Source organism: Streptococcus mitis, assembly GCF_023109235.1.
In the GTDB taxonomy this organism is placed as follows: domain Bacteria; phylum Bacillota; class Bacilli; order Lactobacillales; family Streptococcaceae; genus Streptococcus; species Streptococcus mitis_DA.
In genome coordinates, this window is record NZ_JALDUC010000017.1 from 16,419 (window position 1) to 27,211 (window position 10,793).

Annotated in this window: 11 protein-coding genes; all 11 read left to right on the forward strand. The window is 41.3% G+C overall.

Annotated features, from left to right (window positions below):
• On the forward strand, positions 1-774 hold a 774-nt coding region (locus tag M1F55_RS08805; RefSeq protein ID WP_247947700.1), incomplete at its 5' end, for an LPXTG cell wall anchor domain-containing protein.
• Between the two features lie 208 nt (positions 775-982).
• Positions 983-1,924, forward strand: a complete 942-nt coding sequence (locus tag M1F55_RS08810; protein WP_247947701.1) for an N-acetylmuramoyl-L-alanine amidase family protein — start codon at positions 983-985, stop codon at positions 1,922-1,924.
• 122 nt (positions 1,925-2,046) lie between these two features.
• Positions 2,047-2,925, forward strand: a complete 879-nt coding sequence (mvk, locus tag M1F55_RS08815; RefSeq protein WP_247947702.1) for a mevalonate kinase — start codon at positions 2,047-2,049, stop codon at positions 2,923-2,925.
• Positions 2,907-3,860 carry a diphosphomevalonate decarboxylase gene (gene mvaD / locus M1F55_RS08820; protein ID WP_247947703.1) on the forward strand — a complete coding sequence of 318 codons (954 nt, stop codon included), beginning with the start codon at positions 2,907-2,909 and terminating at the stop codon, positions 3,858-3,860. Before mvk ends, mvaD begins: the two co-directional genes overlap by 19 nt.
• On the forward strand, positions 3,847-4,854 hold the full coding sequence (locus M1F55_RS08825) for a phosphomevalonate kinase (RefSeq protein ID WP_247947704.1): 1,008 nt from the start codon (positions 3,847-3,849) through the stop codon (positions 4,852-4,854). The genes mvaD and M1F55_RS08825 overlap by 14 nt, the downstream gene beginning before the upstream one ends.
• Positions 4,838-5,848 (forward strand): type 2 isopentenyl-diphosphate Delta-isomerase, encoded by a 1,011-nt coding sequence (fni, locus tag M1F55_RS08830; protein ID WP_247947705.1) that lies wholly within the window; start codon positions 4,838-4,840, stop codon positions 5,846-5,848. Before M1F55_RS08825 ends, fni begins: the two co-directional genes overlap by 17 nt.
• 77 nt (positions 5,849-5,925) lie before the next feature.
• Positions 5,926-6,624 carry a cell wall-active antibiotics response protein LiaF gene (liaF, locus tag M1F55_RS08835; RefSeq protein WP_001224644.1) on the forward strand — a complete coding sequence of 233 codons (699 nt, stop codon included), beginning with the start codon at positions 5,926-5,928 and terminating at the stop codon, positions 6,622-6,624.
• On the forward strand, positions 6,621-7,616 hold the full coding sequence (locus M1F55_RS08840) for an envelope stress sensor histidine kinase LiaS (protein ID WP_247947706.1): 996 nt from the start codon (positions 6,621-6,623) through the stop codon (positions 7,614-7,616). Before liaF ends, M1F55_RS08840 begins: the two co-directional genes overlap by 4 nt.
• Before the next feature lie 13 nt (positions 7,617-7,629).
• A complete protein-coding gene (locus M1F55_RS08845) occupies positions 7,630-8,262 on the forward strand; it encodes a response regulator transcription factor (protein ID WP_070528784.1) in 633 nt (210 codons plus the stop codon).
• A 276-nt stretch (positions 8,263-8,538) separates the two neighbouring features.
• Entirely contained in the window at positions 8,539-9,426 is an 888-nt protein-coding gene (locus tag M1F55_RS08850) for a C40 family peptidase (RefSeq protein ID WP_247947707.1), read from the forward strand.
• A gap of 52 nt (positions 9,427-9,478) precedes the next feature.
• Positions 9,479-10,669 carry an N-acetylmuramoyl-L-alanine amidase family protein gene (locus M1F55_RS08855; protein WP_247947708.1) on the forward strand — a complete coding sequence of 397 codons (1,191 nt, stop codon included), beginning with the start codon at positions 9,479-9,481 and terminating at the stop codon, positions 10,667-10,669.
• The last annotated feature ends 124 nt before the right edge of the window (positions 10,670-10,793 follow it).

Sequence of the window (10,793 nt, forward strand, 5' to 3'; positions counted from 1 at the left end):
GGTAACGATGTGGTTAAACCAGCAGATAAGACTGTGGTAGCGAACCCAGAAAAACTTACAGATGCTGAGAAGAAAGCCATCGAAGACAAAGTTAAAGCAGTGAATCCAGGTGCGACTGTAGTAGTAGACGATAAAGGAAACGCTACAGTGACAACACCATCAGGAAACACAGCCGTTATTCCAGCAGCAGACTTAACTAAGACAGCAGACGATATCTTTAAACAACGTCCATATGTACCATCAAATGGTGGAGGCAATAACAGTGGTAACGGAAACGGAACTTCTGGCAATAACGGAGCTACTAACACTGATGCAAAAGTGGATAAAGCGAAGTTAGAAGGTGCTATTCGTCAATTAGATGAATTGATCATCAAAGAATCAGCTAAGCTTGATGCAGAAACTGCAAAAGAAGCGAATGACTTATTAGCAGATGCTAAGAAAGTATTTGCCAATGCAGATGCAAGTCAAGCAGAAGTGGATGCAATGGTTAAACGTATCGAAGACTTCATGGCGAAAGTTTCTCCATCAACTGATCATGCAACTCCAGCTAATGACCAAGCTGCCCAAACACCAGCTGTAGCTCCAGCTACTGCTCAAGCAGCAGCTAATGCTGGTCAAACAGCATCAGCACAAGCAAATGCGCGTAAAGCAGCTAAAGAATTGCCAAATACAGGTACAGCAGATTCTACTGTAGCTATGGTAGCAGCAGCCGCAAGTGCTTTACTTGGCCTTGGTCTTGCAGGTCGACGTCGTAAAGAAGACGAAGAAGCTTAATTAGTAGATTGTTTGATAAACATCAGACGATAAGTCCGATTTTCAAAGTTTAAACAAGTACCTCTCATAAGAAAATCTCCTAGCAGGGAAGCCTGCTAGGAGATTTTACTAGTGAATCAAATGATAGTTCGTTATTATATTATTTTAAAGCTGTCATATTGACATACAATTGAATTTTTGCTAGAATCCTTGCAGGAGGATAGGTCTAATGAAAATAATAAAAAAATTGATGCAAATTGCATTAGCAGTCTTTTTCTTCGGTTTGCTAGCGACAAGTGCAGTATTGGCGGATGATGCTGATTCAGAAGGTTGGCAATTTGTCCAAGAAAATGGTAGAACCTACTACAAGAAGGGTGAGATCAAAGAAAAGGCCTGGCGAGTGATTGATGGCAAGACCTATTATTTTGATCATGTATCAGGAGAAATGGTTGTCGGCTGGCAATATATCCCGTTTCCATCTAAAGGTAGTACAATTGGTCCTTACCCAAATGGTTTGAGATTAGAATCTATGCCAATGCCAAGATGGTATTACTTTAATCAAGATGGGGTACTACAAGAATTTGTTAGCAAGCAAGTTTTAGAAGCAAAAACTGCTACAAACACCAACAAACATCATGGGGAACAATATGATACCCCAGACGAAAAACGTGTTTATTATTTTGAAGATCAGCGTAGCTATCACACTTTAAAAACTGGTTGGATTTATGACGAGGGGCATTGGTATTATTTACAGAAGGATAGTGGCTTCGATGCTCGTATCGACAGTTTAACGGTTGGGGAGCTAGTGCGTGGTTGGACAAATGATAACTCAACTTGGTACTATCTAGATCCAATAACAGCTACAATGCAAACTGGTTGGAAACAACTTGGCAATAAGTGGTACTACTTCCGTTCATCAGGTGCAATGGCAACTGGCTGGTATCAAGAAGGCTCAACTTGGTATTATTTAGACCAGTCAAATGGTGATCTGAAAATTGGTTGGCAAAACCTTGGTAACAAGTGGTACTATCTCCGTTCATCAGGAGCTATGGCAACAGGCTGGTTCCAGGTCGGTAGTAAATGGTACTACGCTTATAGCTCAGGTGCCTTGGCAGTGAATACCACTGTAGATGGCTATTCTGTCAATTATAATGGCGAATGGGTTCAATAATGAAAGAGGCGATTGTGAATGGAAACAATCGCTTTTTTTATGAAAATATAATAAAATAGATAGGAAAGAATCAATACTTGTGTGAAAAATAAGACGGTCTTTCCGTCTAGTAAAAGGATAACATGACAAAAAAGGTTGGTGTCGGTCAGGCACATAGTAAGATAATTTTAATTGGGGAGCATGCAGTCGTTTACGGTTATCCGGCTATTTCCCTGCCTCTTTTGGAGGTGGAGGTGACTTGTAAGGTAGTTCCTGCTGAAAGTCCTTGGCGCCTCTATGAGGAGGATACCTTGTCCATGGCGGTGTATGCCTCACTTGAGTATCTAAATATCAAAGAAGCCTGCATTCGTTGTGAGATTGACTCAGCTATCCCTGAAAAACGGGGAATGGGTTCGTCAGCGGCTATCAGCATAGCGGCCATTCGTGCGGTATTTGACTACTATGAGGCTGATCTGCCTCATGATGTACTAGAAATCTTGGTCAATCGGGCGGAGATGATTGCCCATATGAATCCAAGTGGTTTGGATGCCAAGACCTGTCTCAGTGACCAGCCTATTCGCTTTATTAAGAACGTAGGATTTACAGAACTTGAGATGGATTTATCCGCCTATTTGGTGATTGCCGATACCGGTGTTTATGGTCATACTCGTGAAGCCATCCAAGTGGTTCAAAACAAGGGCAAGGATGCCCTGCCGTTTTTGCATGCCTTGGGAGAATTGACCCAGCAGGCAGAGGATGCGATTTCACGAAAAAATGCTGAAGGGCTGGGACAAATCCTTAGTCAAGCGCATTTACATCTAAAAGAAATTGGTGTTAGTAGCCCTGAGGCAGACCATCTGGTAGAAACGGTTCTTAACCATGGTGCTTTAGGTGCCAAGATGAGCGGTGGTGGGCTTGGAGGCTGTATCATAGCCTTGGCAGACAATTTGATACACGCACAAGAACTAGCAGAAAGATTAGAAGAGAAAGGAGCTGTTCAGACATGGATAGAGAGCCTGTAACAGTACGTTCTTACGCAAATATTGCTATTATCAAATATTGGGGAAAGAAAAAAGAAAAAGAGATGGTGCCTGCTACTAGCAGCATCTCTCTGACTTTGGAAAACATGTACACAGAGACGGCCCTGTCGCCTCTACCGACGGATGCGACTGCTGATGTTTTTTACATCAATGGTCAGCTACAGAGTGAGGCGGAGCATGTCAAGATGAGCAAGATTATTGACCGTTACCGTCCAGCTGGTGAGGGCTTTGTTCGAATTGATACTCAAAATAATATGCCTACGGCAGCGGGCTTGTCATCAAGTTCTAGTGGTTTGTCTGCCTTGGTCAAGGCTTGTAATGCTTATTTCAAGCTTGGTTTAAATCGGAGTCAGTTGGCACAGGAGGCTAAGTTTGCCTCAGGCTCTTCTTCTCGGAGTTTTTATGGACCACTAGGTGCTTGGGATAAGGATAGCGGAGAAATTTACCCTGTAGAGACAGACTTGAAACTAGCTATGATTATGTTGGTGTTAGAGGACAAGAAAAAACCAATTTCTAGCCGTGACGGGATGAAACTCTGTGTGGAAACTTCGACGACCTTTGACGACTGGGTACGTCAGTCTGAGAAGGATTATCAGGATATGCTGGTTTACCTCAAAGAAAATGACTTTGCCAAGGTTGGGGAGTTAACGGAGGAAAATGCTCTGGCTATGCACGCTACGACCAAAACAGCATCACCAGCCTTTTCTTATCTGACGGATGCAAGCTATGAAGCCATGGACTTTGTCCGCCAGCTTCGTGAGCAAGGAGAAGCTTGCTACTTTACCATGGATGCTGGTCCCAATGTCAAGGTTCTCTGTCAGGAGAAAGACTTGGAGCATTTATCAGAAATCTTCGGTCAGCGTTATCGCTTGATTGTGTCAAAAACAAAGGATTTGAGCCAAGATGATTGCTGTTAAAACTTGCGGAAAACTCTATTGGGCAGGGGAATATGCTATTTTAGAGCCAGGGCAGTTGGCCTTGATAAAGGCCATTCCCATCTATATGAAGGGCGAGATTGCTTTTTCTGATAGTTATCGTATCTATTCGGATATGTTTGATTTCGCAGCGGATTTGACGCCAAATCCTGACTATAGCTTGATTCAAGAAACAATTGCTTTAGTGGAAGATTTCCTCGTTTATCGTGGGGAGACCTTGCGACCTTTTTCTTTGGAAATCCGAGGAAAAATGGAACGAGAAGGGAAAAAGTTTGGTCTGGGTTCTAGTGGCAGCGTCGTTGTCTTGGTTGTCAAGGCTTTGCTGGCTCTGTATAAGCTTTTGGTTGATCAGGAGCTCTTGTTCAAGCTGGCTAGCGCGGTCTTGCTCAAGCGCGGAGACAATGGTTCTATGGGGGACCTTGCCTGTATTGTGGCAGAGGAATTGGTTCTTTACCAGTCATTTGATCGCCAGAAGGTGGCTGCTTGGTTGGAAGAAGAAAACTTAGCGACTGTTTTAGAGCGTGATTGGGGCTTTTCAATTTCGCAAGTGGAACCAACTTTAGAATGTGATTTCCTAGTGGGATGGACCAAGGAAGTGGCTGTATCGAGTCACATGGTCCAGCAAGTCAAGCAAAATATCAATCAGAATTTTTTAAGTTCCTCAAAAGAAATGGTGGTTTCTTTGGTAGAAGCCTTGGAGCAGGGGAAAGCAGAAAAAATTATCGAGCAAGTAGAAGTAGCCAGCAAGCTTTTAGAAGGCTTGAGCGCAGATATTTACACACCTTCGCTTAGACAGCTGAAAGAAGCTAGTCAAGATTTGCAGGCTGTTGCCAAGAGTAGTGGCGCTGGTGGTGGTGACTGTGGTATTGCCTTGAGTTTTGATGCGCAATCAACTGAAACCATAAAAAACCGTTGGGCCGATCTGGGGATTGAGCTCTTATACCAAGAAAGGATAGGACATGACGACAAATCGTAAGGATGAGCATATCCGCTATGCCCTTGAGCAGAAAAGTTCCTATAATAGCTTTGATGAGGTGGAGTTGATTCATTCTTCCTTGCCTCTTTACGACCTGGATGAAATCAATCTGTCGACAGAGTTTGCTGGTCGAAAGTGGGACTTTCCTTTTTATATCAATGCCATGACAGGTGGGAGTGAAAAAGGTAAAGAAATCAATCAAAAACTGGCTCAAGTGGCGGAAGCTTGTGGAATTTTATTTGTAACGGGTTCTTATAGCGCAGCCCTCAAGGATCCAACAGATGACTCTTTTTCTGTCAAGTCTAGTCATCCAAATCTCCTTCTTGGAACCAATATTGGATTGGACAAGTCTGTCGAGTTAGGACTTCAGACTGTAGAAGAAATGAATCCTCTTATCCTGCAGGTGCATGTCAATGTTATGCAGGAATTACTCATGCCTGAGGGAGAAAGAACGTTTAGAAACTGGCAATTGCATCTAGCAGATTATAGCAAGCAAATCCCCGTTCCTATCGTCCTAAAGGAAGTTGGCTTTGGAATGGATGCCAAGACCATCGAGAGAGCCTATGAATTAGGCGTTCGAACCTTTGACCTGTCAGGTCGTGGTGGCACCAGCTTTGCTTATATCGAAAACCGTCGCAGTGGTCAACGTGACTACCTCAATCAATGGGGCCAGTCTACCATGCAAGCCCTTCTCAATGCCCAAGACTGGAAAGACAAGGTCCAACTCTTGGTCAGTGGAGGCGTTCGGAATCCGCTGGATATGATTAAGTGCTTGGTCTTTGGTGCTAAGGCTGTAGGACTGTCTCGGACAGTTCTGGAATTGATTGAAAGCTACACAGTTGAAGAAGTGATTGACATTGTTCAAGGCTGGAAAGCAGATCTACGCTTGATCATGTGTGCCCTTAATTGTGCCACCATAGCAGAACTGCAAAAAGTAGACTATCTTCTTTATGGAAAATTAAAAGAAGCAAAAGATCAGATGAAAAAGGCGTAACCACCGCCTTTTTTTCCATCCTCAGACTGAGGTGACTTTTTTGAATTGTGATAAAATAGAAGGGAGAGGATGAACCTATGAGAAAATTTAAAATCTTTTTATTTATCGAAGCCTGTCTTCTGACAGGAGCTCTGATTTTGATGGTATCAGAGCATTTTTCGCGTTTTCTGCTGATTCTATTCCTCTTTTTGCTTTTGATTCGCTATTACACTGGTAAAGAGGGAAACAATCTTCTTTTAGTAGTGGCAAGCATTCTCTTCTTTTTCATCGTCATGCTCAATCCTTTTGTGATTTTAGCTATTTTTGTTGCGGTTATCTATAGCCTCTTTCTTCTTTATCCGATGATGAACCAGGAAAAAGAGCAGACCAATTTGGTTTTTGAAGAGGTAGTAACGGTTAAGAAGGAGAAAAATCGTTGGTTTGGCAATCTCCATCATTTTTCAAGCTACCAGACTTGCCAGTTTGATGATATCAATCTCTTTCGTCTCATGGGCAAGGATACCATTCATCTGGAGAGGGTCATCCTAACCAATCATGACAATGTCATTATTCTCAGAAAGATGGTAGGAACGACCAAAATTATTGTACCTGTAGATGTGGAAGTCAGTCTCAGCGTTAATTGTCTCTATGGAGATTTGACTTTTTTCAACCAGCCTAAGCGTGCTCTCCGCAATGAACACTATCATCAAGAAACAAGAGACTATCTCAAGAGTAACAAGAGTGTCAAGATTTTCTTGACCACTATGATTGGAGATGTGGAGGTGGTCAGAGGATGAAAAAACAAGCTTATGTAATCATTGCTCTCACCTCCTTTCTGTTTGTCTTATTTTTCTCCCACAGCTTGCTGGAAATCCTTAACTTTGACTGGTCTATTTTCCTACATGATGTCGAAAAAACAGAAAAATTTGTTTTTTTGTTGTTGGTATTCAGCTTGTCCATGACCTTTCTCTTAGCCCTGTTTTGGAGAGGTGTGGAAGAGCTTTCTCTAAGAAAAATGCAGGTTAATCTCAAGCGTTTGTTGGCAGGTCAAGAAGTCGTTCAGCTTGCAGATCCAGATTTGGATGCCAGTTTCAAGTCCTTGTCAGGTAAACTTAATCTTTTGACAGAAGCTCTTCAAAAGGCTGAAAATCGCAGCCTTTCTAGGGAAGAGGAAATCATCGAGAAAGAACGGAAGCGAATTGCTCGGGATTTGCACGACACAGTCAGTCAGGAGTTATTTGCGGCTCACATGATTTTATCAGGTGTCAGTCAGCAGGCTTTGAAACTGGATAGAGAAAAGATGCAGACCCAGTTGCAAAGTGTCACAGCCATTTTAGAAACAGCTCAGAAGGACTTGAGAGTCTTGCTCCTGCATTTGCGACCAGTTGAATTGGAACAGAAGAGTCTGGTTGAAGGGATTCAAATCCTCCTAAAAGAGCTTGAGGACAAGAGTGATCTCAAGGTTAGTTTCAAGCAAAATGTGACGAAATTACCTAAGAAGATTGAGGAACATATCTTCCGCATCCTGCAAGAGTTGATTAGCAATACTCTCCGCCATGCCCAGGCCTCCTGTTTGGATGTCTATCTCTATCAGACGGATCTTGAATTGCAACTGAAGGTGGTGGACAATGGGATTGGTTTCCAGCTGGGGAGTTTTGACGACTTGAGTTATGGACTGCGAAACATCAAGGAACGGGTTGAAGATATGGCAGGGACGGTTCAGCTTTTGACAGCTCCCAAGCAAGGACTGGCAGTTGATATCCGTATTCCCCTGCTCGATAAGGAATGATAAAGGAGTAAAGATGAAAATTTTACTAGTAGATGACCATGAAATGGTCCGATTGGGCTTGAAAAGCTACTTTGACCTCCAAGACGATGTAGAAGTTGTGGGCGAGGCGTCCAACGGGTTTCAGGGTATTGACTTAGCCTTGAAATTGCGTCCAGATGTCATTGTCATGGATATCGTCATGCCTGAAATGAATGGAATTGACGCAACTTTGGCCATTCTCAAAGAATGGCCTGAAGCCAAGATTTTGATTGTGACTTCTTATCTAGATAATGAAAAAATCATGCCAGTATTGAATGCTGGGGCTAAAGGTTATATGCTTAAGACATCAAGTGCTGATGAATTACTCCATGCCGTCCGTAAGGTGGCTGCTGGGGAGTTGGCCATTGAGCAAGAGGTCAGCAAAAAAGTCGAATACCACCGCAATCATATAGAACTACATGAGGACCTGACTGCGCGTGAGCGAGATGTTCTCCAACTCATCGCCAAGGGCTACGAAAATCAGCGTATCGCAGATGAACTTTTTATCTCTCTCAAGACGGTCAAGACCCACGTGTCCAACATTCTTGCCAAACTGGAGGTTAGCGATCGCACTCAGGCAGCAGTCTATGCCTTTCAGCATCATTTGGTAGGGCATGAGGATTTTTAATGGTTATATAAAATAATGTCGGGCAATGACTTAATTTCGTATCAAAGAAGCGAGTAAGTACCTCTAGCGTGATAAAATATTTTTTTCACAATATTTTTCAGTTTTTTATTGACATTTATTTTATAGAGGAGTAGAATAAAGCCAAAATTAACTAAAGTAATATAGTATTTATCAAAGGATATATAAAATCCAAAAGGAGGTTACAGGTATGTCTCCGTAAATTATCAAAATAAGGTCACTAGAGCGTTAAGGAATTTTGAAGAAAGGATTTTTGTCATGAAAAAATATATTACTTATGCAGCTTTATTACTTACTTCAGGAGCTTTGTTATCAACTACTTATGTAGTTAATGCAGAAACTACAACGTCTACCACTAAAGTGACTACATCACAAACAACTTCACAGTATACAAGCGAAAAAGAAGCAATTGATCAACTTGTTAAAGAAGGTAAAATTAAGGTTGAAGATGCAGAAAAAGTTAAGTTGGTAGGATTTTCTCCTAGAGAATTAACGCAAGTAGAAGGCGATCAAGAAAAAATAGCATTTAATCAAAATAGAGATGATAAAGGAACCTGGATGATAACAGATGGTCGCTGGTGGTTCAAATATACTTCAGGTGGGTATGCTAAACATTGGGAATTCTTAGATAACAAATGGTATTATTTTGATGATCAAGGTTGGATGAAATCAAATGAGTGGATTAACCCAGATGGTAATTGGTACTATCTTTCAAATGATGGTTCCATGCTAACTGATTATAATAGAGTTAATGGGAAACCTTATTTCTTCAGATCTAACGGTGTTTGCGTAGAAAATAAAGGTCAGGCAATTGCTGAGTATGCAGAGACATTTGTAGATAAAATCCCATATATTGGGGGTTTGGCAGACTTGAATAAGGGTGTAGATTGCTCAGGATTTACACATGCCATATATAAAAACTTTGACATTTACTTAGGAACTGATACTAGATCTCAATTTAAGCAAGGAATTGATGTAACTGGTAATGAAAAACCTGGAGATTTAATTTTCTTTAATAATCTTGCGCATGTGGGAATTAACATCGGCGGTAACCAAGTGGTTCACGCAAATTCTGTAAGAAAATTTGTAAACATAACTAACAATGAATACATTGGATCTATTGACGGAGCTAGACGAGTTTGGTAACAATAAAATTTAAATGTCATAAATAATTTGTTACTAATTGGAGGAAACGGCTATGAAAAAATCTAAACTACTTACACTTGGTTTGCTTGCAGGTGCTGGCCTACTATTGTCTATCAATCAAGTACAGGCTGCAGATACTTGGGTTAAAAATGGTGCTGACTGGAATCTTTCTCAAGATGGCAGTCTAGCTAAAAACAAATGGGTACAAAACGCAGGTTCTTGGTACCACTTTGACGGTTCTGGTAAAATGCAGACAGGCTGGTACAAGGAAGGCAATACATGGTATTCGCTCGCAGACAGTGGGGCTATGCGTACTGGCTGGTACAAGGAAGGTAACACCTGGTACTCACTCGCAAATAGTGGTGCTATGCGCACAGGTTGGTACAAGGAAGGGTCTACATGGTATTACCTCAAAGACAGTGGCGCTATGGCAACAGGATGGGCGACTGCAAATGGTCAATGGTCTTACTTTGAAAAATCAGGTGCTATGGTAGCAGATAGAGCTGTTCCAGCAAGCGATGGGGAAAGTTATGTCATTGGTAAGGATGGTTATATGTTAACCAAACTCCCAAGTCAGGTTGAACAAGATCCTTTTGATGATACAGTTATTACAGATATCGTTACTTTGTCTGATGGTTATGACTATCACCTTGTTCATAAGAAAGATGGAGTTGTTATCGAAAAGAATGCCTGGTATATCAAACCTATTGTTGAACGTTTTTCTTATCAAAAGATTGGCGATATAAAACGAAATACTTTAGATGCCATTACTGATAATAAAAAACCAGGGGAAGAAATTGATCCTAAAGCTGTCATAAAGAATTTCCAAAACTTACCAAATAAGTATTACTTTGGAGCAGATGGACGTAAGGTTGCGAATCTACCAGAATTCACTACTCACTTCCCTATTCAAAAAGTTGGGTCTGAACTTTATCTTAAAAACTCAAGTCCAGTTATTAGTCTAGACACATCTAGATTGACAATTAATGACAATAAACTTTATCTAAGAGGTGCCAATGATGATAATGGTAAACTTGTAACTGGATATTTTACAATGTTTATGGACGGATTATTATCTAAAGATCACCATATTTTGGGCTATGCAGATGAATCTGGTGAAATCGTGAAGATGAAAGTTTTGCCTAATGATTTCCGTGATTATATTGAAAAAGGAATTTCCGGTTTTTATGGAGAAACTGTTAGATATGACAGTTCAACAGGAAATGTTTCTGTTGTGAAATAAGAAAAACGAATCGCCTAATGAGGGATGTGTGGGCGATTCGTTTTTTACTGGCTCTTTGTCAACTGTAGTGGGTTGAAGAAAAGCTAAGATCGAGAAAGGACACATTTCGTCCTTTCTTTTTTGA

What these genes read in the sequence shown, in the direction of transcription:
- M1F55_RS08810 (WP_247947701.1), top strand. Translation starts at nt 983, where the DNA reads ATGAAAATAATAAAAAAATTGATGCAAATTGCATTAGCAGTCTTTTTC.
- mvk (WP_247947702.1), top strand. Translation starts at nt 2,047, where the DNA reads ATGACAAAAAAGGTTGGTGTCGGTCAGGCACATAGTAAGATAATTTTA.
- mvaD (WP_247947703.1), top strand. Translation starts at nt 2,907, where the DNA reads ATGGATAGAGAGCCTGTAACAGTACGTTCTTACGCAAATATTGCTATT.
- M1F55_RS08825 (WP_247947704.1), top strand. Translation starts at nt 3,847, where the DNA reads ATGATTGCTGTTAAAACTTGCGGAAAACTCTATTGGGCAGGGGAATAT.
- fni (WP_247947705.1), top strand. Translation starts at nt 4,838, where the DNA reads ATGACGACAAATCGTAAGGATGAGCATATCCGCTATGCCCTTGAGCAG.
- liaF (WP_001224644.1), top strand. Translation starts at nt 5,926, where the DNA reads ATGAGAAAATTTAAAATCTTTTTATTTATCGAAGCCTGTCTTCTGACA.
- M1F55_RS08840 (WP_247947706.1), top strand. Translation starts at nt 6,621, where the DNA reads ATGAAAAAACAAGCTTATGTAATCATTGCTCTCACCTCCTTTCTGTTT.
- M1F55_RS08845 (WP_070528784.1), top strand. Translation starts at nt 7,630, where the DNA reads ATGAAAATTTTACTAGTAGATGACCATGAAATGGTCCGATTGGGCTTG.
- M1F55_RS08850 (WP_247947707.1), top strand. Translation starts at nt 8,539, where the DNA reads ATGAAAAAATATATTACTTATGCAGCTTTATTACTTACTTCAGGAGCT.
- M1F55_RS08855 (WP_247947708.1), top strand. Translation starts at nt 9,479, where the DNA reads ATGAAAAAATCTAAACTACTTACACTTGGTTTGCTTGCAGGTGCTGGC.